Origin of the sequence: Burkholderia sp. Ax-1724 (assembly GCF_011752995.1) — a bacterium.
In the GTDB taxonomy this organism is placed as follows: domain Bacteria; phylum Pseudomonadota; class Gammaproteobacteria; order Burkholderiales; family Burkholderiaceae; genus Paraburkholderia.
The window spans coordinates 142002-166925 of record NZ_VWWL01000011.1 but is presented as its reverse complement, the minus strand read 5'-3'; the positions used below and the strand labels follow the sequence as shown (position 1 = coordinate 166925).

General features: G+C 63.0%; 23 protein-coding genes and 1 tRNA gene. 10 read left to right on the top strand and 14 right to left on the bottom strand.

Annotation, left to right across the window (positions count from 1 at the left end; translation table 11 throughout):
- Nucleotides 1-9: 9 nt before the first annotated feature.
- The 8 genes from F3J19_RS15455 (at nt 10) to F3J19_RS15425 (ending at nt 10732) form a co-directional block, all read left to right on the top strand.
- Nucleotides 10-3171 carry an efflux RND transporter permease subunit gene (locus F3J19_RS15455; protein ID WP_167042775.1) on the top strand — a complete coding sequence of 1054 codons (3162 nt, stop codon included), beginning with the start codon at nt 10-12 and terminating at the stop codon, nt 3169-3171.
- Complete coding sequence (locus F3J19_RS15450) at nt 3168-6479, top strand: efflux RND transporter permease subunit (protein WP_167042773.1); 3312 nt, start codon at nt 3168-3170, stop codon at nt 6477-6479. Before F3J19_RS15455 ends, F3J19_RS15450 begins: the two co-directional genes overlap by 4 nt.
- Nucleotides 6476-8134, top strand: coding sequence for an efflux transporter outer membrane subunit (locus tag F3J19_RS15445; protein WP_275692066.1), 1659 nt, complete (start codon nt 6476-6478; stop codon nt 8132-8134). The genes F3J19_RS15450 and F3J19_RS15445 overlap by 4 nt, the downstream gene beginning before the upstream one ends.
- A 257-nt stretch (nt 8135-8391) precedes the next feature.
- Nucleotides 8392-8940 (top strand): chromate transporter, encoded by a 549-nt coding sequence (locus F3J19_RS15440; RefSeq protein WP_167042873.1) that lies wholly within the window; start codon nt 8392-8394, stop codon nt 8938-8940.
- Nucleotides 8941-9298: 358 nt separating this feature from the next.
- On the top strand, nt 9299-9511 hold the full coding sequence (locus F3J19_RS33090) for a hypothetical protein (RefSeq protein ID WP_345891036.1): 213 nt from the start codon (nt 9299-9301) through the stop codon (nt 9509-9511).
- Nucleotides 9512-9517: 6 nt separating this feature from the next.
- Complete coding sequence (locus F3J19_RS33085; RefSeq protein WP_345889848.1) at nt 9518-9742, top strand: RNase A-like domain-containing protein; 225 nt, start codon at nt 9518-9520, stop codon at nt 9740-9742.
- A gap of 11 nt (nt 9743-9753) precedes the next feature.
- Nucleotides 9754-10047 carry a contact-dependent growth inhibition system immunity protein gene (locus F3J19_RS15430; protein WP_167042771.1) on the top strand — a complete coding sequence of 98 codons (294 nt, stop codon included), beginning with the start codon at nt 9754-9756 and terminating at the stop codon, nt 10045-10047.
- A 148-nt stretch (nt 10048-10195) separates the two neighbouring features.
- Nucleotides 10196-10732, top strand: coding sequence for a chromate transporter (locus F3J19_RS15425; RefSeq protein ID WP_167042769.1), 537 nt, complete (start codon nt 10196-10198; stop codon nt 10730-10732).
- A gap of 17 nt (nt 10733-10749) precedes the next feature.
- On the opposite strand, the gene F3J19_RS15420 is transcribed toward F3J19_RS15425, so the two are convergent.
- From F3J19_RS15420 to coxB, 6 genes are all read right to left on the bottom strand, one after another.
- Nucleotides 10750-11319 carry a hypothetical protein gene (locus F3J19_RS15420; RefSeq protein WP_240158968.1) on the bottom strand — a complete coding sequence of 190 codons (570 nt, stop codon included), beginning with the start codon at nt 11317-11319 and terminating at the stop codon, nt 10750-10752.
- A gap of 200 nt (nt 11320-11519) precedes the next feature.
- On the bottom strand, nt 11520-12290 hold the full coding sequence (locus tag F3J19_RS15415) for a hypothetical protein (RefSeq protein WP_167042764.1): 771 nt from the start codon (nt 12288-12290) through the stop codon (nt 11520-11522).
- A 257-nt stretch (nt 12291-12547) separates the two neighbouring features.
- Nucleotides 12548-13873 carry a ferric reductase-like transmembrane domain-containing protein gene (locus tag F3J19_RS15410; RefSeq protein WP_167042762.1) on the bottom strand — a complete coding sequence of 442 codons (1326 nt, stop codon included), beginning with the start codon at nt 13871-13873 and terminating at the stop codon, nt 12548-12550.
- 175 nt (nt 13874-14048) lie between these two features.
- The gene (locus F3J19_RS15405) at nt 14049-14387 is read right to left on the bottom strand and encodes a hypothetical protein (protein ID WP_167042760.1); all 339 of its coding nucleotides are present in this window, start codon (nt 14385-14387) and stop codon (nt 14049-14051) included.
- Nucleotides 14384-16921 carry a cytochrome c oxidase subunit I gene (gene ctaD / locus F3J19_RS15400; RefSeq protein WP_167042758.1) on the bottom strand — a complete coding sequence of 846 codons (2538 nt, stop codon included), beginning with the start codon at nt 16919-16921 and terminating at the stop codon, nt 14384-14386. The genes F3J19_RS15405 and ctaD overlap by 4 nt, the downstream gene beginning before the upstream one ends.
- Entirely contained in the window at nt 16918-17592 is a 675-nt protein-coding gene (gene coxB / locus F3J19_RS15395) for a cytochrome c oxidase subunit II (protein WP_240158966.1), read from the bottom strand. The genes ctaD and coxB overlap by 4 nt, the downstream gene beginning before the upstream one ends.
- Nucleotides 17593-17652: 60 nt before the next feature.
- Between coxB and F3J19_RS15390 the strand changes: the two genes are divergently transcribed.
- Nucleotides 17653-18165, top strand: a complete 513-nt coding sequence (locus F3J19_RS15390) for a DUF2231 domain-containing protein (RefSeq protein WP_167042756.1) — start codon at nt 17653-17655, stop codon at nt 18163-18165.
- Here the strand turns inward: F3J19_RS15390 and F3J19_RS15385 are convergent.
- The 3 genes from F3J19_RS15385 to yfcF all read right to left on the bottom strand — a co-directional run bounded on the left by F3J19_RS15385 (nt 18129) and on the right by yfcF (nt 20462).
- The gene (locus F3J19_RS15385) at nt 18129-18641 is read right to left on the bottom strand and encodes a CopD family protein (RefSeq protein WP_167042754.1); all 513 of its coding nucleotides are present in this window, start codon (nt 18639-18641) and stop codon (nt 18129-18131) included. The genes F3J19_RS15390 and F3J19_RS15385 overlap by 37 nt on opposite strands.
- Complete coding sequence (locus F3J19_RS15380) at nt 18638-19363, bottom strand: cytochrome c oxidase assembly protein (protein ID WP_205192902.1); 726 nt, start codon at nt 19361-19363, stop codon at nt 18638-18640. Before F3J19_RS15380 ends, F3J19_RS15385 begins: the two co-directional genes overlap by 4 nt.
- A gap of 457 nt (nt 19364-19820) precedes the next feature.
- Nucleotides 19821-20462, bottom strand: coding sequence for a glutathione transferase (yfcF, locus tag F3J19_RS15375; protein WP_167042867.1), 642 nt, complete (start codon nt 20460-20462; stop codon nt 19821-19823).
- Between the two features lie 298 nt (nt 20463-20760).
- Here yfcF and F3J19_RS15370 point away from each other — a divergent pair.
- Nucleotides 20761-20845 (top strand) — tRNA-Leu (locus F3J19_RS15370).
- A 94-nt stretch (nt 20846-20939) separates the two neighbouring features.
- On the opposite strand, the gene F3J19_RS15365 is transcribed toward F3J19_RS15370, so the two are convergent.
- Genes F3J19_RS15365 through F3J19_RS15345 form a run of 5 tightly spaced genes read right to left on the bottom strand, consistent with a single transcriptional unit; the run spans nt 20940 to nt 24872 of the window.
- Nucleotides 20940-21833: a polysaccharide deacetylase family protein gene (locus F3J19_RS15365; RefSeq protein ID WP_167042752.1), complete on the bottom strand. Its 894-nt coding sequence runs from the start codon at nt 21831-21833 to the stop codon at nt 20940-20942.
- Nucleotides 21834-21861: 28 nt separating this feature from the next.
- On the bottom strand, nt 21862-22539 hold the full coding sequence (locus F3J19_RS15360; protein WP_167042750.1) for an amino acid ABC transporter permease: 678 nt from the start codon (nt 22537-22539) through the stop codon (nt 21862-21864).
- 16 nt (nt 22540-22555) lie between these two features.
- Entirely contained in the window at nt 22556-23224 is a 669-nt protein-coding gene (locus F3J19_RS15355; protein WP_205192900.1) for an ABC transporter permease subunit, read from the bottom strand.
- A gap of 37 nt (nt 23225-23261) precedes the next feature.
- The gene (locus F3J19_RS15350; RefSeq protein ID WP_167042748.1) at nt 23262-24017 is read right to left on the bottom strand and encodes an amino acid ABC transporter ATP-binding protein; all 756 of its coding nucleotides are present in this window, start codon (nt 24015-24017) and stop codon (nt 23262-23264) included.
- 9 nt (nt 24018-24026) lie between these two features.
- Nucleotides 24027-24872, bottom strand: a complete 846-nt coding sequence (locus F3J19_RS15345) for a transporter substrate-binding domain-containing protein (protein WP_167042746.1) — start codon at nt 24870-24872, stop codon at nt 24027-24029.
- Nucleotides 24873-24924: the final 52 nt, after the last annotated feature.

The window sequence follows — 24924 nt, the reverse complement described above, 5'->3', positions numbered from 1 at the left end:
GCCGCGCCGATGAACATCTCGCGCCTCTTCATTCTCCGACCGGTCGCGACGCTGCTGCTGATGATCGCGCTCGTGCTCGTCGGGCTCGTCGCGATGCGCGTGCTGCCGGTCTCGTCGCTGCCGAACGTCGACTATCCGACGATCCAGGTGCAGACCTTCTATCCGGGCGCGAGCCCGAGCGTGATGGCGACCACCGTCACCGCGCCGCTCGAAGTGCAGCTCGGCGAAATTCCCGGCTTGCAGCAGATGACCTCGTATAGCTCGGACGGCGCCTCGGTCATCACGCTGCAGTTCGATCTCTCGCTGAACCTCGACATCGCCGAGCAGAACGTGCAGCAGGCGATCAACGCGTCGAACAGCTATCTGCCCTCGGGCCTGCCCGCACCGCCGACTTACGCGAAGGTCAATCCGGCCGACCAGCCGATCCTCACGCTCGCGGTCACCTCGAAGTCGATGTCGCTGACGCAGTTGCAGGACGTCGCCAACAACCGCCTCGGCACGAAGATTTCGGAAGTCTCGGGTGTCGGCGTCGTGACGACGAGCGGCGGCAACGTGCCGGCGATCCGCGTCGAGGCGGACCCGCACAAGCTCGCCGCCTACGGCCTCAATATCGACGATCTGCGCACGCTGCTCAGCTACGTCAACGTGAGCCAGCCGAAGGGCAATTTCGACGGCCCGGACCTCGACTACACGATCAACGGCAATGACCAGATCACCGATCCGAAGGACTATCTCGACACGGTGATCGCGTATCAGAACGGCTCGCCGGTGTTCCTGCGCGACGTCGCGCGCGTGAGCCAGGCGCCGCAGGACGTCGAGCGCGGCGCGTGGTACAACGGCTCGCCCGCGATCGTGCTGAACGTGCAGCGGCAACCGGGCGCGAACGTGATCGCGACCGTCAACCAGATCATGAAGGAGTTGCCGCAACTCGAATCGACGCTGCCGGCCGGCATGAAAGTGACCGTGGTGTCGGACAGCACCGGCGTGATTCGCGCCTCGGTCGCGGACGCCGCGTTCGAGCTGATTCTCGCGATCGTGCTGGTGGTCGCGGTGATCTTCGTGTTCCTGCGCAACGTGCCCGCCACGCTGATTCCGAGCGTCTCGGTGCCGGTCTCGCTGATCGGCACGCTGGCCGTGATGTACCAGCTGAACTACTCGATCGACAACCTCTCGCTGATGGCGCTCATCATCGCGACCGGCTTCGTGGTCGACGACTCGATCGTGATGATCGAGAACATCGTGCGCTATCTGGAAGAGGGCATGACGCCGCTCGAAGCCGCGCTCGAAGGCGCGGGGCAGATCGGCTTCACGATTCTCTCGCTGACCGTTTCGCTGATCGCGGTGCTGATTCCGCTGCTGTTCATGGGCGGCGTGATCGGGCGTCTGTTCAGCGAATTTGCGGTGACGCTCGCGGTCACGATCGTGATCTCGGCCATCGTCTCGCTGACGGTCGTGCCGATGCTGTGCGCGCGCATGCTGCGCGCGCAGGCCGAGCGGCATCCGAGCCGCTTCGAGCGCATCAGCGAGGGCCTGTTCGACAAAACGCTCGCCGCCTACGAGCGCGGCCTCGCGTGGGTGCTCGACCATCAGACGCTGACGCTGATGGTCGCGATCGGCACCGTCGTGCTGACCGGCCTCCTGTACGTGGTGATTCCGAAGGGCCTGTTCCCGGTGCAGGACGTCGGCGTGATCCAGGGCATCAGCGTGGCCGACAACTCGGTTTCGTACTCGGCGATGGTCAAGCGCCAGAGCGCGCTCGCCGAGGAGATCCTGAAGGACCCGGACGTGGTTTCGCTGACCTCGTACGTCGGCATCGACGGCATCAATGCGACGCTCAACAACGGCCGCTTCCTGATCAATCTGCGCGATCGCGACCAGCGTTCCGACACCGCGCAGGAAGTCGCGCGGCGGCTCGCGCAGGAAGTCGCGCAGGTGCCCGGCGTGAAGCTCTACATGCAGCCCGAGCAGGACCTGACGCTCGATACGACCGTCTCGCCGAACCAGTACAGCTTCGTATTGCGCGGACCGAGCCAGCAGGCGTTCCAGCAGTACGTGCCGGACCTCGTCGCGCGGCTGAAGCGCATTGCGTCTCTCGAAGACGTGCAGAGCGACCTCAATAGCGACGGCCTCAGCGTGAACGTCGAGGTCAACCGGCAACTGGCCGCGCGCTTCGGCATCACGCCCGCAACGATCGACAACGCGCTGTACGACGCGCTCGGCCAGCGCATCGTGTCGACGATCTTCGAGCAGTCGAACCAGTACCGCGTGATTCTCGTCGCCAAGCCGGAGACGCTGCCGAGCGTGCAATCGCTCGGCAATCTCTATCTGCCGAGTCAGACCAGCAGCACGGGGCAGGTGCCGTTGTCGGGCATCGCGAAGATCGAGATCAAAAAATCGCCGCTCGTCATCAGCCATCTCGCGCAGTTCCCCTCGGTGACGATCTCGTTCAATCTCGCGAAGGGCGCCTCGCTGAGCACGGCGGTCAAGGAGATTCACGCGGCCGAGCAGGCCGTGAACCTGCCGCCGTCGATCACCTCGTCGCTGCAAGGCGCAACCGCCGCGTTCGAGGATTCGCTTTCCAGCGAGGTCTATCTGCTGATCGCGGCGCTCGTCGCCGTGTATATCGTGCTCGGCGTGCTGTACGAGAGCTTCATCCATCCGGTCACGATTCTCTCGACGCTGCCCTCGGCCGGCATCGGCGCCTTGCTCGCACTGATGCTCGCGGGCAGCGATCTCGACGTGATCGGCATCATCGGCATCGTGCTGCTGATCGGCATCGTCAAGAAGAACGCGATCATGATGGTGGACTTCGCGCTCGACGCCGAACGCAATCACGGCAAGCCGCCGCGCGAGGCGATTTTCCAGGCGTCGCTGCTGCGCTTCCGCCCGATCCTGATGACCACGCTCGCGGCGATGCTCGGCGCGCTGCCGATGCTGCTCGGCACCGGCACGGGGTCGGAACTGCGCCGGCCGCTCGGTCTCGCGATCATCGGCGGCCTGACGCTGAGCCAGATGCTGACGCTGTTCACCACGCCGGTGATCTATCTGTTCTTCGACCGCATGGCGGCGCGCGTGAAGCGCTGGCGCGCCGCGCGCAACCCGCGCGGCGGCAACGACGGCAGCGAGTCCGGTGAGCCGCCGCCCGCGGGCGGCACCGAGGGCGCGCCGTGAACATCCCGGCGCTCTTCATCCGGCGGCCGGTGGCGACCACGCTGCTCGCCATCGCGATTCTGATCTCCGGCACGCTCGCGTATTTCCGCCTGCCGGTCGCGCCGCTGCCGAACATCGCGTTTCCGGTGATCGTCGTGCAGGCGAACATGGCGGGCGCGAGCCCGGACATCATGGCGGCGACGGTGGCCGAGCCGCTCGAGAGGCGGCTCGCGACGATGGCCGACGTCGAGGAGCTGACCTCGATCAACTACGTCGGCTCGTCGCTGATCGTCGTCGAGTTCGGCCTGAAGCGCGACATCAACGGCGCGGCGCGCGACGTCGAAGCGGCGATCCAGGCCGCGCGCGCCGATCTGCCGACCACCTTGCGCAGCAATCCGAGCTATCGCCAGTACAACCCGGCCGACGCGCCGATCATGGTGCTGTCGCTGACTTCGGACACGCTGACCAAGGCGCAGCTTTACGATTCCGCCGATTCGGTGATCCAGCAGCAGCTCTCGCAGGTACAGGGCGTCGGCCAGATCACGCTCGGCGGCGGCGCGTTGCCGAGCGTGCGCGTCGAGTTGCAGCCGGGCAAGCTCAACAGCTACGGCATCGGCATGGAAGACGTGCGCGCGGCGATCAGCGCGGCCAATGCCGACAGCGCCAAGGGCCATCTCGACGTCGGCGCTCAGCGCTATGTCGTCACGTCGAACGATCAGATCACGAAGGCGGCGCCGTATCGCGACCTCGTGGTCGCTTATCGCGACGGCGCGCCGGTGCAGTTGCGCGACGTCGCCGAGGTGCGCGACTCGAACGAAAACATCCGCAATGCGGGGCTCTTCAACGGCAAGTCGGCGATTCTCGTGATCGTCTATCCGATGCCGGGCAGCAACGTCGTGAGCACCGTGCGGCAGATCCGCAGCGTGCTGCCGTCGATCGAGGCGACGTTGCCGAGCAGCGTGCACGTGGGCGTCGCGATCGATCGCTCGGAGTCGGTCACGTCGTCGGTCGGCGATACCGAGCGCACCCTGTTCATCGCGATGCTGCTGGTGGTCGGCGTCGTGTTTATCTTCCTGCAGTCGCCGCGCGCGACGCTGGTGCCGGCCGTGGCGCTGCCACTGTCGATCATCGGCAGCTTCGGGCCGATGTATCTGCTCGGCTATAGCATCGACAATCTTTCGCTGATGGCGCTGACGATCGGCACCGGCTTCGTCGTCGACGACGCGGTCGTCGTGCTCGAAAACGTCGTGCGCCATATGGAGCTGGGGCTGAGTCCGAAAGAGGCCGCGCTGAAGGGCGCGGGCGAGGTCGGCTTCACGGTGATCTCGATGAGCCTCTCGCTGATCGCGGTGTTTCTGCCGATCATCCTGTTTCCGGGCATCGTCGGGCTGATGTTCCACGAGTTTGCGATCACGCTGTCGATCGCGATCGTCATCTCGCTCGTGATCTCGCTGACGGTCACGCCCGCGATGTGCGCGTACGTGCTGAGCCGCGAGAACGCCGGCCATTCGAAAGCGCGCTGGGCGCGGTGGATCGAACGGCAATTCGAGCGCTTCAAGGCGCTCTACGCTCGCTCGCTGACGGCCGTGCTCGATCATGCGCGGCTCGTCATCCTGCTGCTGTTCGCGCTGCTGATCGGCAACGTGTTCCTGCTGAAACTGGTGCCGGCCACCTTCTTTCCCGAGCAGGACACCGGCATCCTGATCGGCCAGATCATCGCCGACCAGAGCATCTCGTTCCCGGCCATGCAGAAGAAGCTCGCGCAGTTGCAGGCGATCGTGCAGAAAGACCCGGCGGTGCTGTCGGTCGCGGGCTTCACGGGCGGCCGCGCGCTCAATAGCGCGAACGTGTTCATCGAACTGAAGCCGCTGTCGGAGCGCCACGCGACGGCCACCGAGGTCGTGAACCGGCTGCGGCCCAAGCTCAACGAAGTGTCGGGCGCGCGGCTCTTCCTGCAGGCGCAGCAGGACCTGCGCATCGGCGGCCGGCAGTCGGCGGCCGAGTATCAGTACACGCTGACGAGCGACGATTCCGCGGCGCTCTTCAAGTGGACGCCGAAGCTCGTCACCGCGCTCGCGAAGACGCATGGACAACTGCTCGACGTGAACTCGGACCTGCAGCAGAACGGCCTGCAAACCTATGTGAAGATCAATCGCGCGACGGCGGCGCGCTACGGCTTCGCGCCGAACCAGGTCGACAACGTGCTGTACGACGCGTTCGGCCAGCGCACCGTGTCGACGATCTACAACCCGCTCAACCAGTACTTCGTCGTGATGGAAGTCGCGCCCGAGTACTGGCAGTATCCGCAGGCGCTCGACCATATCTATCTGAGCACGGCCTCGGGCAACCCGGCCGGCACGGCCGCCACGCAGATGCCGGGCGCCACGGTGTCGGCGGCGAGCGCGCAGAGCGGCAGCGCCTCATCCAACACCAACGCGCGCAATGCGAATGCGCAGTCGAACGCGACGAACAACAGCATCGCCAACAGCAAGGGCGGCAGTTCGACCGGCAGCGCGGACAGCACGGCCGCCGAAACGATGGTGCCGCTCTCGGCGATGGCCTCGTATTCGAACAGCCACACGGCGACCCAGGTGAATCACCAGAGCGGCCTCGTGGCCGCGACGATCTCGTTCAACCTGTCGCCCGGCGGTTCGCTGAGCCAGGCGGGGCAGACGATCGAGAGCACGAGCCGCGAGATCGGCATGCCCGCGAGCATTCACGGCGCGTTCGCGGGCGCGGCGGCGGCCTATTCGCAGTCGGTCGGCACGGTGCCGCTGCTCGTGATCGCGGCGCTCGGCGTCGTGTATATCGTGCTCGGCGTGCTGTACGAAAGCTCGATCCATCCGCTGACGATTCTCTCGACGCTGCCGTCGGCGGGCATCGGCGCGACGCTCGCCTTGCTGATCTTCAACACGCCGTTCTCGGTGATCGCGCTGATCGGCATCATTCTGCTGATCGGCATCGTCAAGAAGAACGGCATCATGATGGTCGACGTCGCGATCCAGTTGCAGCGCCAGGAGCGCATGCCCGCGCGCGACGCGATCCACGCGGCCGCGCTGATCCGCCTGCGGCCGATCATGATGACGACGTTCGCGGCCGTGCTCGGCGCGGTGCCGCTCGCGGTCGGCATGGGCCAGGGCGGCTCGCTGCGTCAGCCGCTCGGTATCACGGTGATGGGCGGCTTGCTCCTGAGCCAGGTGTTTACGCTGTACACGACGCCGGTGATCTATCTGTACCTCGACCGCCTGCGCGCGCGGCTCGTCAGATGGTCCGACGGCCTGCGCTGGAACCGCGACGCGAAGCCGGGGCAACCGGATACGAAGGCATGACCATGAAGATTTTCATCACACGTTTGGGTGCGCGGGATTCGGCGCAGCGTGCGCGTAGCGCGAGCCGTGCTTCGGCCCGTGGCGGCGATGTCGGCCGCGCCGGTTCATGGCGTTGGCCGTCCGCCGCGACGCTCGCCGTTACGCTGCTCGCGCTGCTGAATGCCGGCTGCATGGTCGGCCCCGACTATCACCGGCCGCAGGTGCGCGTGCCCGCTACCTATGCCGAACTGCCGGGCTGGACCCAGGCCGAGCCCAACGCGGGCGCGCCGAAGGGTACGTGGTGGACCGCGTTCAACGATCCGCTGATCGACGAACTCGAACCGCTTGTCGCGGTATCGAACCAGACCGTGCGCGCGGACTACGCGAACTACCAGGAAGCGCTTGCCGAAGTGCGCGCCGCGCACGCGAGCCTGTTCCCGACGCTCGGCGCGACCGGCTCGGCCACGCGCGAGCGCGCCTCGGCCACGACGCTGAACGGCACGGCGACGCGCATCGCCAACGCGGGCTCGCTCGAAGGCAACGTCAGCTGGGCGCCGGACCTGTGGGGCCAGGTGCGCCGCACGGTCGAGGAGAACGCGGCGAACGCCCAGGCCACCGAAGCGACGCTCGCGAATGCGACGCTCTCCGAGCAGGTGGCGCTCGCGACCGCGATCATCGAACTGCGCACGAGCGACGCGAACATCGACCTGTTGCAGCAGACCGTCGTCGCGTATCAGCACTTTCTCGACGTCGTCACCGAGCAGGACCGCGCGGGCACGATTGCGCCGAGCGACGTGATTACCGCGCGCACGCAGCTCAATACCGCGAAGTCCGATCTGATCGCGCTCGGCGTTGCGCGCGCGCAGTACGCGCATGCGATTGCGGTGCTGGTCGGCAAGAACCCGGAAGAACTGTCGATCGCTCACGATCCCGGGATGCCGGTGCTGCCGTCGGTGCCGGTCGGCGTGCCGTCGACGCTGCTCGAACGCCGGCCCGACATCGCCGCGGCCGAGCGCAAGATGGCCGCGCAGAACGCGGCGATCGGCGTCGCGGTGTCCGCGTATTACCCGGAGATTTCGCTCTCGGGCGCGGCCGGCTTCACGCAGTCGCCGCTGGCCGGTCTGCTCAAGGTGGCGAACTACGTGTGGTCGCTCGGCGCCAGCGCGAGCGAAACGCTGTTCGACGGCGGCCTGCGCAGCGCCGACGTCGATGCGGCGAAAGCGGCCTACGATTCGGCCGTGGCCAGTTATCGCGGCACGGTGTTGACGGCGTTCCAGAACGTCGAGGACGATCTGTCCGGCTTGCGCATTCTCGCGGAGCAGGCCGACGTGCTCGAAGCGGCCGTGCGCGACGCGAACCGCGGCGCGGAGATCGCCTTCAACGAGTACCAGGCCGGCACCGTCGACTACACGACGGTCGCGACCGCGCAGGCCACGCAACTGAGCACGCAGCAGACCGCGTTGAACGTGCAGGAGTCGCGGCTGTTGCATGCAGCGTCGTTGTTCGGCGATCTAGGGGGCGGGTGGTCGGCGGATCAGTTGCATGACCCGCGTGGCGGGAGTGCGCGCGCGGCGGCGCAAAGCGGGGAGGCGGGGGCGGCTTCTGCGGCGGCGGTTTCCTCTGCTGCTGCGGCTGCATCCGCTGCCGTGAGCAACGGTGGCGCGAATCCGCCATGACGGTGCATCCACGGGCGGGTTGGCCCGTCTGCCGGTAACACGACACGACAAAAGGCCGCGCGCCGTTGCGGATATCATGCGCGGCTTGTCTTATACGAAGGCACATGACGGCATACGAAGACATACGCAGCATCACACAAGGAGAAACAGGCGTGGCAGGCACCAACGAGCACGAAGTCGACGAGAACGACAGCCGCGACCCGGCCGCACCGCGCGGCGAGCTGGCGGCGCAACCCGGCGAACCGCCGTCCGGCAATATGACCGTGCTCGGGCTGTTCATGATTTTTGCGCGCATCGGTCTGACGAGTTTTGGCGGCGGCCTGAGCGGCTGGTTCCTGCGCGAGTTCGTGCACGACCGCCACCTGATCAGCGAGGACGAATTCCTCAACGGCCTCGCGCTGTCGCAGGCGTTGCCGGGCGTCAACGTGAAGAATCTGGCGATCTGGGTCGGCTATCGCCTGTTCGGCTGGCGCGGCGCGATTGCGGGGTTCTGCGGCATCATCCTGCCGCCGGCCGTGGTGATCGTTCTGCTCGGCGTGTTCTTCGCGGCCATCGCCTCGTTTCCGCTCACGCATGTCGCGCTCGCGGGTGCGGCAGCCGGCGCGATCGGCTTGTCGCTGTCGATGGCGATTACGGCGGCGCACCGTCTGCCGCGCCGCGTGTTCCCCTATCTCGTTCTGGTCGCGACGTTCGCGGCTGTCGCGCTGTTTCGCGTGTCGCTCGTGTGGACCGTGCTGATCGGCGGCGCGATCAGCATCGGCTATGAATATGTGCGCGCTGCGCGAGTCATGGATCGTGAGCCGTGAGTGGTAGTAGGCCGTGTCGTTATACACAATGTGTCTGCTGTGCCGTGGCATCGAAATAGCCGGTTGACTTTCAATGACATGGTGCAGCGTTTGTAAGCTGTTCGTGCTCCACGTTTGCAATCCGCTTCGCGCGTATGCCTTGATGTCTGCGGCAAAGTCCATCGCAGGCGGCAAGCCATAGCAAATGGTCCTGACGCCGTGTTTTCTGTCGCTTTTGCGAGGCACGATGGGTATTCCAGCGTACACAAATGTTGACATTTCGTTGTCCAGCGGAACCCCAAAATCATCCATCGCCCATTCCATATCACTGTAGGCACCTGTTAGCTTGGCAGCCCAAACAATGACAGAGGAATTCGGAATGTTGGATCAACAGGATTCCGACGGAGTGCGCGTGGTGCTCAGTGCGCCGCAATTGGCTGCGGTACTGGCTCGCCAGTCGATCAGCCAGTCGGAGATGTCTTTCAATCGGATCTGGGGCGGTCTTCAGATCGTGGGTGGCGTGCTGGAAATGGTCGGGGCTGGGGCGCTCTGCGTGCTGCCCGAACCGACCATGGCGAGCAAGGCGGGATAATGGGCAATATCAGAAGTAGTGCGCGTCCACACGACACAAGTCCAGAATTGGGCGAAGTCTTCAGGTAGTGGTGGTCCCCTCACACTGATGCAGCACGTTGCGGGTGATGTCGGCTATGGAATAGAGAGGCAGACAGGAAAACTGACACGGATGAATGAGGTTGTCGTTGTGCTGAAATATCAAACCTGCAATGGAATGCCATACTACATTCTCACAGCTTACGTCGGATGAAGGAAAAAGTTATGCTGTCGGATCGCTACCCAAACCTGTATCAGTTGTTTGGCGCATACTTTAATCAGGATTCTGATTTATGGGGAGACACGATTCCGGAGATTGTTTCGTGCTACAGAAGGGACTGCCAACGGGAAAATCACCTCGAAATGATCCGCGAGATAGACTCGTTCATAAGCGAGCACCCGAATGATCTGGATTCTGCATTTGAAAAGGATTACGGACAGGATCTTGACCCGATGTTATGGGGCCATACAACTGCTTCGTTTCTCGAAGAATTGAAACACCTTCTGAGTGAGCAATAATCCGCCGGTTGCCGCGGGCACCGAAGGGCCGCGGCAACCAGGCACCCTTATCTCGCAGGCCCCCGCTTCATAAGGGGCTTGCGAGATAGGTATAACGTCATGGCGTTAGCCGCAGCTCGGGCAGTCAAACTTAAGAAGAACTCATCACGTGTCCAGAACGCTCATCGCACTGTTTTCGGTTTTTGCTCCGCTGTCGATCGTGACCGTCGGCGGCGGCCAGGGTGTCGTCGCCGAGATTCAGCGACAGGTCGTCGACGTGCATCACTGGATGACGCATGCGCAATTCCTCAGCGACTTCGCGATTGCGCGGCTCGCGCCCGGCCCGGGATCGCTGCTCGCGACGCTGATCGGCTGGCAGGTCGGTGGACTCGGCGGCGCGGTCGTCGCGACGCTCGCGTTATTCGGGCCGACCGCGTTTCTGATGTACGCGGTCGTGCACGTGTGGAACCGCCACGAGGGCGCGCGCTGGCTCAACGCCTTGCAGGCCGGTTTGCGGCCCGTTGCGGCGGGCCTGATTCTCGCGGCCGTCTATGTGCTGGTCGAGCAGCTCGAAGGCGGCTGGATTGCATGGCTTACCGCCGCGATTGCCACGCTGCTCGTGATGAAAACGCGCATCAACGCCTTGGTGCTGATTGCGGGCGGCGCGGTCGTGTTCGTGCTTGCGCATTTCGCGGGGCTGCTTTGAGTTAAGGCGCGCGCGATTCAACGCCCGGAAAGAACCGCATCCTCTATTTCATAGCGCTCGTCGCCGATCGAAATCAGGTTGATGCCGGCGTTATTCCGGGTCAGCGTATTGCCCGGCATCGGTCGATCGCCTGCTTTCATGGCCGCGCCGAGTACTCGTCCGTGCGCGTTGAACAGGATCACGCGCGTATTGCCATCGGGCCAGTAGATTACGACGCTCGCGGAGTGATTGCCATGACGAACGACACCGTACTTGCACATGGTCTTCGTCTTGCCGCCGCCGCGCTCGCAGGGCAGCGTGCCGGTCGTGCTGAAATACATGTCCTTGTCCGGCGTCTGCGCGGGCCAGCTTCGATCGTCGGCGGCGGGACCGCCCTCGGTGGCAATCGAAATCAGCGTCACGCCATCTGTTTCTCCCACCACGCGCGCACGTCGATGGTCGAGAATCGCATGCACGTCGGCGCTATTGCGCAGGCCCGGACAGCCGACGAGCATTGCCGTATGGTCGAGATAGTTCGCGGTCGCGGACGATTCGCCGAGCCGCCGGCATACATCGCCCGCATGCGGATAGCCATCGCCGAGCACCACGAACGACGCGGGCCACGCAAAATGCTTCGCGTTTGTCGTCGTGTTTGTTGCTGTGTTTATTGCTGTGCTTGCCGCGGCGATTGCCGAAGCACTGCTCCAACTCAAAGCGGCCGCGACGAGCGCCGTCAGCGTGGCATTCGAAGCAAAAGTGGCAGCAAAAGACCGGCTCGCGCATTTCATCGACTGTCTCCTTGCGTCGCTCATTGCCGTGTCGAGCCGCTTGCCAACGCGGCCTGCGCGCGCTGCAACCACTCGCGGTTATGTTCCCGCGCGTGACGCGGCCAGTGCCGCGCATCCTGAACGATTTCCGCGTACAGACTCTCGGCGCGCTGGCGATCGGCGGCGTCGGCCTGCGTGGCCAGCCAGTCCGCGAACAGGCAGCGCGGCGCGACATCGCTCGCACAGGTGAGCGCCTGCTCGAAGGCGGCGCGCGTGCCCGGCGCACCGAGCGCGGCCAGCGTGCGCGCATACAGCAGCGCCGGCTCGCCCTGATTGCGCGCCTGCGGATTGCCCGAGAACAGATTCGCCAGCGTCGCGTCGGCGGCGGTGTAGTCGCGCAGCGCGAACTGCGAGCGCGCGAGACCGAGCAGCAAGACCGGATCGTTGGCGAAAGGTCCGTTTGCCGCCGCCTGGAAATGTTCGAGTGCCTCGCGCGCCTCGCCGGCCGCGAGCAAGGCCTCGCCGAGCCGCATGCGATGCTGTACGGTCGGCGCGCGATCGAAAGCGGCGCGCGCTTCACGCAGCGCGCGATTCGGGTCGACGAATTGCGTAATGGCCTGGGTTGCGACGCGCGCGCCACGCGAATGCCGCAGACCCGGCAGATAGATCGCGAACAAATAGACGATGCTGCCGAGCATTGGGAAAGCGAACAGAATGAACAACCAGTAAAGGCCTTGTCCATTGCGTATCGCGTGGACGGCGAAAAAAATCGCAATGATGACGTGAAGACCGATTCCGAAGAAATAGGGCATATCGATTCAACCTTGGAGCCTGAAGGAGCGCGAGGGCGCATGAGCCGACGCCTGAGCCACACATGGTGGCATATGGTGGCACACGGCCGCGCCGGATTTCGACCGCACAGTGTATTACAGCGCGGCCCATGCGTATCCCCCGCAGCTGCCGAGCTTAACCGGCGCGCAGATACGCGAACAGCAAGGACAGCGCCACGACGACGATGCCCGTCGCCACGACGAGGTGATTGGCCAGGAGTCGACGCATCGCAAGTCTCCTAAACGAAGCTGTAGCGTTCGGAATGGTAGCGCGTGCGCGGCACGTCCATCTGGCCGAGCGCGCGTTCGATCGCATCCATCATCGGGTCCGGTCCGCAGATGAAGTACTCGTGATCGGCATAGCCCGGCGGCAGATGGCGCCGGAACATGGCCGCATTGATGTGCCCGGTCTCGCCGCTCCAGCCCTCGGGCGGTTCCGCCAGCACGTAGACGACGCGCAGATCGAGCCTCGCCTGCAGCGCATCGAGTTCCTCGCGAAAGGTCAGCGAATCCTGGTTCCTGCCGCCGTACAGCAGCACGAGCGGCCGTGAGTCGCCGCGATCGGCGAGCGTGCGGATCATGCTCATCATCGGCGTAATGCCGATGCCGCCCGCGATCAGCACGTGCATGTCGGTCGGCTGGCCGATCGTGAACGCGCCGTACGGTCCGTCGAGATAGACGCGCTGGCCGGCCTCGATCGTCTTGACCTGGCTCGTGAAGTCGCCGAGATTGCGGATTGTCATTTCGACGCGGCCCTGCGCGGCTTCGGCGCTCGACGAAAACGAAAAAGGATGGCCGGTGATTCTGAACGGACTGCCCCATACGGTAAGCCAGCCGAATTGCCCCGGCTTGAAGCGGAAGCCCGCATGTCCGTCGGGCTGCATGACGAGCGTCGTGGTGTCGCCGCGTTCGCTGCGTACTTCGGTGATGCGATAAGGCCGACGCAACATGAAGAGCGGCTTGAAGAGCCGCACGTAGAGCAGCAGCGCGATCCAGAACAGCGTCATGCCGATCCACAGCGCGCGCTTGAGCGGATCGGCGAGATAGAAGCCCCAGCCGATCATGTGCAGCACGCCGCCGAAGATCGCGATCAGCGCGAGCGCGATATGCGACAGATGCCAGAGTTCGTAGGGGATTTTCAGTTGTTTGCGCCACAGCGCGGTAATCACGAGCACGATCACCGCGCCGATCGACAGCACCGCGAACCACGCGCCCCACGGTACTTCACCGAGCGATGCGGGCATGGCGAGCTTGTCGGAGCCGATCGCGAGCAGGATCAGCGGATGAACGACGACGAGGCCGACCGCGAGCAGCGAAACGCGCCGATGGAAATGGTAGATGACGTCCTCGCCCCACGGCTCGGTCACGTGACGAAAGCGCGCGGTGAGGCCGAATTGCAGACCCATCATCGCGAGGCCCGAATAGCCGAGCGCCACCGAGAACTCGGTGCCGAAGCCGCGCGCGGGCGGCAGCGTGCCGGCCAGCAGCGCGAACAGCGGGGCGAGAATGAACAGCAGATAGATGGCGGACCAGATGGTCTTGCGCGCGAGATCGTGAGACTGCATGAGTGCCTCTTTATGGGAGCGGCGAATTATGGGAGCGGCGAATTATGGGAGCGGCGAAACGGGAGAAACGGGCGGACCGCGCGGGCGGCGAAAGGGTCGCGGCGCGCTCGAACGTGGCCCGGAAGTGATGCTCACGGCGCGCTCGTAGCACGCTCGTGGCGTATTCGCCTTGCGTTCAGACGCACGTCGTGAGCAGCAGCGCGGGGCCGAACGTAATGACGGTCGCAACGAGCGCCGCGATCAACGTCCAGATGACGACGCTGTGCATGAACGAACTGATGGGCTCGGGTCCGGGGTCGTGCCGCGCGGCGGCGCGGTAGCGCCACAACCCGCCGATCGCGATCAGATGCAGCAGCAGCACGATTGCGAGACTCGCACGCAACGGACCAGCCGAACATGCGAACGCGCAGCCGATCGCATGCAGCGCATAGAGAATCACGAGCGCGAGGCACCAGATCGTGAAGCCGGCGGCGAGCCACCACACACGCCGCGGCGCAAGCGGGCGTCCGTTCATGGCTTTGCTCCGAGCATCGCGACGAGGCCGGGCAGAGCGAGCACGAGGCCGAGCGCGACGATGGCGGTCGCGAGCGTGTAATCGACCCACAGGCGCGTGAGGCGCAGGTCCGTGAGCCGTCGCGCGGAGATGAAGCCGGCGCCGAGGCGCAGCACGTTGCTGGCGAGGAACAGCAGCCCGACGCCCGCATGGATCGCGACGTAGGTGAGCAGCGCGGCGGCGGTCGCGCCGAGCGCATGCTCGCGCGGATTCGGCATCACGCCGTTGATGAGCATCACGTCGGCGACGAGCGCCACGCCCAGCGCGAGCGCGGTCAGCGCGATCGTGCCGTGCGGTTTGCGCTCCGCGGCGGCCGCGCGCAGCGAGCCGCGCGTCGCCGCCGTCGCGACCGCGAGCGCGGCGAGCGTGACGAACGCGAGCAGACGGCTCGGCTGTGGCGTGACGGCGGCCGGCCAGTTCGGCGCGGCGATCCACAGGTAGAACGTGCCGAACACGAGCGAGGTGAACAGCGTGCCGTTCGCGACGAGCGTGCAGACCAGCGCGAGCCACGACGGCGCGCCGGCTACCTCGGTATGCGGCGGTACGCTGACGCCGCGGCCCACGGGCAGCGCGCCGTAATCGCGCGCATGGCCGGCGCTTTGGCCCGCGTAGACGAAGAGGCCGAACGTCACGAACGCGAAGGCGAGCGACAGCCAGTAGAACTTGAACAGCATCGCCAGCACCGCCGCGCAGGTGACGGTCGCGGTAATGAGCGGCAGATAGGTCGGGCGCGGCAGCACGATCAGTTGCTCCGGCTCGCCCGAGGTCATATGCACGCCGAGCGCTTCCTGCCAGCCGTTGCGCGTGAAGCCGAGATAGCCTTCGCCGCGCGCGAGCGAGGCCGCGAGCCGGCTGGGGCCGACCTGTTCGGTGTGCGCGTCGACGTGCGGAATCGATGCGAATGCATAGGGCGCGGGCGGAATCGGCATGGCCCATTCGAGCGTGGTCGATTCCCACGGATTACGCCGCACCCGCCGGCCGAAACGCAGCTGCACGAGGATGTCGATCGCGACGAGGGCGAAGCCGATTGTCATGACGAAGCTACCCACCGACGACAGCAGATTGAGCCCGTTCCAGCCTTCGTCGCCGCTATAGGTGAAGATGCGCCGCGGCATGCCGAGCAGGCCGGTCAGGTGCATCATGAAGAACGTCATGTTGAAGCCGATGAACACGAGCCAGAACGCCGGTATCGAGAGCTTGTGCACGGCGGTGCGGCCGGTCAGCAGCGGCAGCCAGTAGTAGAACGCGGCCAGCATCGGAAACGCGAGCGCGCCGGCCACCACGTAATGCATGTGTGCGACGACGAAGTAGGTGTCGTGTGCCTGCCAGTCGAACGGCACCATCGCGAGCATCACGCCGGTCAGGCCGCCGCAGGTGAACACGAAGAAGAAGCCGAAGATGTACAGCATCGGCACGTCCCAGCGCGGCCGGCCGTGCGACAGCGTGGCGAGCCACGCGAAGAACTGGATCGCGGTAGGCACCGCGACGATTGCCGAGCCGGCCGAGAAGAACGCGAGCGCGAGATGCGGAATGCCCACCGTGAACATATGGTGGACCCAGATACCGAAGCTCAGGAACGCGAGCGCGATGATCGCGACGACAATCGCCTTGTAGCCGACGAGCTTTCTTCTCGCGAAGACCGGGATCATGGTCGAGAGCACGCCTGCCATCGGCAGGAAGATGATGTAGACGTCGGGGTGGCCGAACAGCCAGAACAGATGCTGCCAGAGCAGCGGGTCGCCGCCGCGCGTCGGATCGAAGAACGGCAGGTTGAAGGCGCGTTCCACTTCGAGCAGGATCGAGCCGAGAATCAGCGGCGGAAATGCGACGATCATCATCATCGCGGTCACGAGGATGTACCACGCGAAGATCGGCATGCGGTCGAGCGACATGCCCGGCGCGCGCATCTTCAGGATCGAGACGACGATCTCCATCGCGAGCGAGAGCGCCGAGATCTCGACGAAGGTGATGCCGAGCAGCCATACGTCGGCGTTCAGCCCCGGTGTGTAGACATGCGAACTCAGCGGCGTGTACATGAACCAGCCGCCGTCCGGCGCGCTGCGCAGAATGAGCGAGACGATCAGGATGGTGCCGCCGAACAGATAGCACCAGTAGCCGTACGCGGTGAGACGCGGAAACGCGAAGTCGCGCGTGCCGAGAATTTTCGGCGTGAGATAGACCGCGAAACTTTCCACCATCGGAATCGCGAACAGGAACAGCATCATCGACCCATGCATCGTGAAGACCTGGTTGTAGGTCTCGACGTCCATAAAGGCCGCGTGCGGCGTGGCGAGCTGTACGCGCGTGAGCATGCCGAGAATGCCCGCGATCGCGAAGAACACGAACGAGGTCATCATCATGCGCATGCCGAGCACGCTATGGTTGACCGCGGCGAGTCTCTGCACGCCAGGCCCGGTGGCCCAGATCGCGGCAAGCTGACGGTGCAGCCGCAACGCGCTCATGCCCTGCGATTGCGGTTCGATGGGCACGCTCATTTCCTTATCTCCCCGGTGGCGGCGCTTCTGACGGCGGCGGAAAAGTCTTCGGAACGATCGACGATCACGCTGAAATGCATGCCCGCGTGGCCGATGCCGCAAAACTCGTTGCATTGTCCGGAGTACTCGCCCGGCTGATCGGCTTCGATGCGCAGGCGGTTTTCATGACCGGGCAGCGCGTCGATCTTGCCGGCGAAGCGCGGAATCCAGAACGCGTGCACGACGTCCCGGCTCGTGACGACGATATCGACCGGCGTGCCCGCCGGCAGATGCAGCACGTTCTCGGTTTCGACGTTGCCTTCGTCCGGATAGCGGAAGGTCCAGCGCCATTGCTGCGCGATCGCTTCGATGCGCATGGGCGCATGCGCGCGCAACGGCAGCAGCAGTTCGCCCGCATAGAGCGCATAGCCGATCAGCGGCAGCAGAACCACGGCGGGCAGCACGAGGCCGCCGAGCACGATCCAGCGCGCGGGCGACACGCGCGAGCCCCAGCCCGGATGACGGATCACGAGGTAGAACAGCACGAGCACCAGCGCGAACAGCAGCGCCGAGCCTGCCAGCATGACCCACCATAGTCCGGCGATGGACGCCGCCGCGGGACCGGAGGGTTCGAGCGTCGACAGCGGACCGGCGCAGCCGCATAACGCCGCGATCAATCCCGCTTGGACCATCAACCGCAAACGGCTATGATAGTTCGCACGATTAAGCATTCGACGCGAGGAACTTTCATCATGGCAAAACAAGGCAATTCCGGATCCGAAAGCAGAAGCGAAGTCCTGCTGGAACTGTTGCGGCTCGATGCGGGCTCGGCCGTTGCACTCGTCGGTCATCCTATCCACGTGATGATGGTGCATTTCCCGATCGCGTTCGTCGTCGCGACGCTGGGCGTCGACGTGCTCTACTGGTGGACGGGCGATCCGTTCTGGGTGCGTGCCGGTTTGTGGGCGGCTGGCTTCGCATTCTGGAGCGGCGTGGCCGCGAGCTTCGTCGGCACGGCCGAGTTGTTGCTCGTGCGCGGCATCCGTCTCAGGGAAGCGAGCTGGTCGCACGCGGTCGCCGCGATGACGCTCGTCGCAATCGCGGGCGCGAACTGGGGCGTGCGGCTGTTCTACCCCGAGCAGATCCTGCCGCATGGTCTCGCGCTGTCGGTGCTCGCCTCGGTGATGACGGGCTTCGCCGGCTGGCATGGGGGCAAGCTCGTGTTCGATCATGGCGTGGGTATTCTGGTTTCGCCGAAGGAGTGATGCAGCCAGCGGCCAAGTCCGCCGGGCTCGAACAGATGCGGGGCAAGCAGGTTCGAGTCGATGTGCGGCTTGGCCAGCACGATCCAGATGATCGCGACGATCACGACCACGTACGCGACGCTCAGCACGATCAACGATGCGCGGCTGAAACGGCCGTCGGGCAGAAACACGTCATGCAGCACGAGGCCGGCCACGACGTGCAGCATCGCCATGATGCCGACCAGCACCATCTTCAGCGAGAACCATTCGACGAAGGTGGCCTGCAGAAAAATCAACGCTGTGCCGCTCGCAATCGCGACGAAGGCGGCAGGCGAAGTCAGTTCCACATAGACCATGCGCGTGATGCGGTGCAGGCGATCGAGCTCGGTGCCTTCCGTTTGCGCGCCGCGTTGCCAGAACAGGAACGGCAACACGATCAGGCCGCCCGACCATAGCGCAATCGCGGCGAGATGAATGAATTTCAGAAGGGTCGTCACAGTGCGGGCTCTCTGACGTGCAGGCTGGACCAGGCAAGCCGAAGTCCCGCGATGAAGTAGGGGATCATTCCGAGTACCCACATCAGCAGTCCTGCGAGTTGCTGGTCGGCGAGCGGCGTGAGCCCCCATGCGGCCGTGGTTGCGAAGTGCGCGACATAGAGCGGCACCGGCGCGAACACGATCAATGCGCCGAGCAGGCCCATATGTCCTATCGTCGCGACAAGCGCCATCAGTGCCGCGCCGGTCGGCACCGATGGCGAGAAGATGCTGCGCCACATGAACCATGCGCTGCCGAGCAGCGTGAGTTGCATGAGCCAGTAGGCCGGCACCGTGGAGAGCCCCCACGCATAGGGGCCGGGTGCATGCCAGAGCCAGATGAACACCGCATGCGCGGCGACTACCGGCACGAGCGGTGGACAGGCGAGGCGCGGCAATGGAAACGCGAGGGCGAGCAGCGGCGCAATAGCCGCGATCAGAATGATGTGGTGAGTGACGCGCGCCGAGAACAAGGCCGACGACAGCGCGCATAGCGGCGAGACGAATACGACGACCATCAGCGCAATGGCCGCCCAGGCCGCGCGTGCATTGTCGGAGCGGCCGCTCGCCACCACGAAGGCGAGCGCGGCGAGTGCCACGAGCAACAGCGGGTCCGTATTCCAGCGTAGCCACACGCTGCCGGGGACAGCGGCGGGGCCACAATAGGCGACCAGAAAATATGGCATGGCGCAATATCTTCAGCTAGTCCAGGTTTCGCACCTCACGTTGAACGCGCGGAATAAGAAACTGGAGAATGGTTGGGATGGCTGATGATCTTATTGATTGCCCATGTACTGTAGCGTAAATAATCTGTTTAGGGTCGGCTATCTGGACGTCATTGCTTTTTGCATTGCATAAAAGATTGTGAATTTTTCATGCGGAATGTGAATTATGAAAAAAATCGGTTCTATGCAATGACATCGATATACGTGCGATGGTGCGACGCAATACGGCCATGCTGATAGACGGAGTGGGTCGAGTGCTCGTGGGCGCGCGATCTATTCGCGTGCTTCCGGATCAATTGAATTGATTTGAATGGTGGCGTTGAAATTGCACCACCATTGGCATTGGAGCCGTATTGATGAGAATAGGATAGGGGGCGTGGTGAATGGGCGTCTTTACGATAATGTTGCTATTCGTTCTTTACAGCCGTGGGCGTTCCAGTTGTATCCATTGCCGCACGGAGTCTCGTTGCCATTGATCGTTTGCATAGTCCTTCAATCTTTGCGGCACCGGGTCGCCGTTCAATACGAGGCGATTCAACATAAGCGCGAGATCCGTATCGGCAATGCACCACTCGCCGAAGAGATTAGACGAATCGTGCGGAAGCAGCGCTTCGACTGCTGCGAATAATTTTTGTGCCGCATCTTCGGCGGTCGCGGAAAGCGGGCCGCCACGCACTCCGTAAAAGATGACTTCGGTCGAGCGTTCCTGGCGGATCGGCAATAGATCACTGCGCAGCCATGCCTGCACCTGGCGCGCTCGCGCGCGCAGATGGCGGTCTTGCGGGTAGACCGGCGTTTGCGGAAAAGTCTCGTCGAGGTATTCGGTAATCGCCGACGATTCGGATAACGCGAAAGCGTCGTGGATCAACGTTGGTACGCGTTGTGTCAGCGAGCGGGCGGCATACTCTGCCTGACGATTCGCGTTGCTTGCGAGATCGACCGTGGAAAGATCGAACGGCAATTGCTTCTCGCGAAGCGTGACGAAAACGGACATCGCATACGGGCTGGCGAATTGGACATCCGTGTAGAGGCGCAGATGCGGTTGCAAAGTACTCTCCATCGTTGTGGTGTTGTCTTGCGTATCGAGCTTGGGGGGGGGGGCGTTTCCCTCGGAGAAGTCCAAGCTTCAATACTAAACCGTTCTTACATCGGGCATCGCGCCTCGGGACATCCAGCTGGCTTCGGATCTGTTTTTGAAAAATCTCCGCATAGGGGCTTCAAAAAAATAATTTTGTTGCTACAATGGCGCCCCTCTGCCCAGGTGGCGAAGGGGTAGACGCACTCAAAGCGCTGTCTAGGCCTTGGCTGACGGGGCTGTCAGCGGTAAAGGGTCCAGTGCGTCCCGAGTTGTATGCAGTGCCGACGTGGTGAAATTGGTAGACACGCTATCTTGAGGGGGTAGTGGCGAAAGCTGTGCGAGTTCGAGTCTCGCCGTCGGCACCAAAGTCATGTTCCGTAGCCAGCCGCGCTGCGGGCTACTAGCAGTTCTTCTTCCGCAGCTATCTGCTGCACGCTCCCCGTTCAAAGACCCGTTGAATCAGACGACGACGCCCGAGGGTAGTCTTGCGACGTGGTCATAAATTTCTCCCGGCCGCGTGAACCATACTTTGTCGCGATTCGCATGATTGACGATGTATTTCAAAGCTCGTTTGATTGCGCGTAATCGATACGGCTGGCCGACAATCATGGTGTGCAAGGCGACGCCACATACCAACGGATGCTCTTCCGATTGTTCAAGCATTTCCTCGAACTGATCGACGATCATGCGCTCGAACTCCTCAGCGGAGTGGTGACGGACCAGTACCTGGGGCGAGTCGTTGATTTCAAACGGATACGGTAGCGACAGAATCGGGCCCGAGCGCGTTTGCATCCAGATCGGCTGATCGTCACCGGGCCAGTCCATCAGGAACTTGTAGCCGCTTTCGCGTAACAGATCGGGCGTCTGGTGGCTGACCGACATCCATGGACTCATCCAGCCTCGGACTTCCTGCTTCGCGTGGTGCTGAATCTGCTCGCGCACATGTTGCAGGAGCCTGATTTCGTCCTGCTCCCACATCTGCCCCTGACGCTCCGAATTGGTTCGTCCGTGTCCGATGATCTCGTCACCGCGAGTCCTGATCGCTTCGACAATTTGTGGTGCATAGTCGAAAACCGCGGTGTTCATCAGATGGCATGCCGGCAAACCCAATTCGTCGAGTAACTTGAAAATGCGCCATACGCCGATCCGGTTTCCGTAATCGCACCATGTGAAGGCTCGATGGTCGAGGCCAGGCAATGGCGTAGAAAGCGAATGGCTGAGGCCCGTTCCGAATGCGAAGTGCTCGATATTCAGGCCGATATAGAATGCCAGTCGTTTCCCCTCGGGCCATGAATAGTTCTGGCGTTCGACAATGGGCGAGTAGCTGTAACGATTATGGTGTGGCAGTTGCATAAGTGATTGGGTAGCCGTAGTTCATTGATCAATGACGATTCGCCATTCTTCTGCGTTCCAGTCGGCTGATAAGGCGAACCAGCGGGATCAACAGCAGCAGATACAACAGGGCGGCCAAAATAATCGGCGACGGGTTGTAAAGCAAAGCCTGCGCATTTTGGGCGACCTGCAATAGCTCGGGCAGCGCGACTGCGCTCGCGATCGTTGTGAGCTTGATGATTTCGAGTGAATTGCTGACCAGATCCGGCATTACATTGCGCACCGCCTGCGGAATCTGCACATAGAAGAGCGCCTGCATGAAAGAGAGCCCCGTGGAGCGGGCGGCCTCGACTTGTCCCTTGGGGAGCGATTCGAGCCCGGCGCGAAATACCTCACCGTAATAGCAGGAGTTGTTCAATGTGAAGCACAGCACGACCGCGACGATCTTCGGGATATTGAGGTTGAGGAAGGGAAGCCCGAAGTAGATGACCATCAGCAGCACGAGTGGCGGAATGGATCGGAAGATGTCGATATAGACCACCAGTACGGCGCGCAGTAGCGGGTTCCTGGCATTCGTATATAGAACCGCCACTCCGAGCCCGGAGATCAGGCCAAATGGAATCACCAGAATCGACAGGAGCACTGTCATCCAGAGTCCCTGCAGCAATATCGGAGCGACGCTGCGATAGATGTCCAGATTGAAAAAATTGTCCAGAATTCCCTGCATGGGGTTCCTCGTCTATTCAGCGGAAGCGCCGTTCCAGATAGCGGCCGACCAGTACCACGGGCAAGAAGATCGCGAGGCTGCCGATGGCGCACATCATCAACGGAGTCGCATTGCCCGCGCTGCTGGTCGCGGACTGCGCATTGTTGAGTACCTCGGCAAGACCGACCACCGCTCCCAGCGCCGTTCCCTTGACGATGGCGATGACCCGATTGGTCAAAGGCGGTACCGTGAGTTTCAGCGCGTGCGGCCATACGACATACCACATCGTCTGCATCCAGCTCATTCCGGTCGAGCGGCCCGCTTCCATCAATCCCTTGGGGGTTGCGCGCAATCCCGCCCAGAAGATTTCTTCGGCAAAGGCAGCCAGAACGAGCGATAGCGCCAACCAGGTGGCCGCGAACGCGGACATGGATATGCCGATGTACGGGAACGCAAAGAACAGCAGAATGATGCCGACGAGCGGCGGGAGCGAGCGAAGCACATCGGCGAATACGATGATGGCGACATTGACCGCGCGCACGCCGGCAGCCCGCATGAATGCAAGCAGGAACCCGATGGTGAGGCCCGTAGCGACCACCGCAACGCCCACCTTCACCGTGACCCACATGCCGGACAGTATGAAAAGGTAGTATTTCCCGATCACGTCGGGATTTAAGAACGTAAATATCAGCCCTTGAATATTCATCGGTGTCTCAAAGCCGGAATCGAAACCTGAACGGACATCAATGCCGCGATGTCACGCTCGATATAAAGGCCTGGGTGCGCTCATGCCGCGGCTGCTCGAAGATCTGTTGCGGTGTACCTTGCTCCAGCACGACGCCGCCGTCCATGAACACGACCCGGTCGGCCGCCGCCCTGGCGAAGCCCATCTCATGGCTGACCACGATCATCGTCATGCCCATGGTCTTGAGCTTGCGCATGGCTTCCAGCACGCTGCTGACCAGTTCCGGATCGAGCGCGCTGGTGGGTTCGTCGAACAGCACGATCTTGGGATGCAACGCAATCGAGCGCGCAATCCCGACGCGTTGCTGCTGCCCGCCCGAGAGCTGATCGGGATAGTAGCTGGCGCGCTCCAGCATGTTGACCTGAGACAACGCTTCCAGCGCACGCTGTTCCGCGGCCGCTTTAGGCAGCTTCTGCACCTTGCGCAAGGCGAGCATGATGTTGCTCAGTACCGTCATGTGAGGATAGAGATTGAAATGCTGAAAAACCATTCCGATCTTCTGTCTGACTGCATTCAGGTCGGTGCGAGGACGTGTGATGTCCTGGCCGTCGAAGTGAATGCTGCCCGAACTCACATGCTCCAGCACGTTGCAGCATCGCAGAAGGCTGCTCTTCCCGGAGCCGGACGGCCCAATGATGAACACCAGTTCTCCGGCGCGAATGTCGAGATTGATTCCCTTGAGCACAGGGTTGTCGCCATACGACTTGTGAAGATCGCGGATGCTCAGGATGGGCTGCGAGGCGTTGTTCAGCATGAAATACCTCTACTTGGCGCAGGATAGCTTGACCGGCGTGGCGTCGTAGCCGGGCATATTCGGAATCCCTTCTCCTGGGTACACGTTTTTCGTCGTGTCCGGTGCAAAGCCCAGCCATTTGACCGCGATTTGAGCCACGATGCCTTTTTGTTTGAGGCACTTCAATGCATTCGAGATCTGATTGCGGCGCGCGGCATCGTCCTTGCGAAATGCGAAGGCCCAGGCTTGTCCGGTCTTGATGAGAAGCGTCGATTGAAGCTGGGGATTGTGTTTGGCCGCCCATGCCTGCGCGGGCACGCCCGCCATGTTTGCATCGGCTCTGCCCGAGACCACCGCCTGAATCGCATCGGCATTGGTCGGGAAAACGTTGAATTCAAAACCATATTTCGCATGGTTCTCCTGCGACCATTGCTCGTATGGCGATCCCCGATTGACCGCCAGCCGCATACCCTTCAGTTGTGCCAGCGAGGTGATCGGCGTCGCGCCTTTCTTTTGCAGCACCAGGTAGTCGGAATCCAGATAGGGCTCCGAGAACAGCATCGCGTTGGCACGTTCAGGCGTGGCGGTGACGGCCCCGAGGATGAAGTCGTACTTCTTTGCGTTGAGTGCGGGAATCAGCGCCGAAAACTGCGTGCCTTCAACCTCTATCTTATCGCCCAGTTCTTTTTCCAGCGCGTGCCCCAGATCGATCGAGAATCCTTCGAGCTGACCTTGCAAGTTGCGAAAAACGAGCGGGGCATAGGTGTCGTCAACCCCGGTGTGCAGGGTCTCGGCCTGTGCCGGTGCGATCGACATCGTCAATGCCGCGATGCAGGCCAGCATTCCCGCCCGTTTAACACCCAATCCGTATGCCATTTCTTTGTCTCCTCAAAAGTTGTTCCTGCCCGACAAGGTCGATCGTTAGCAC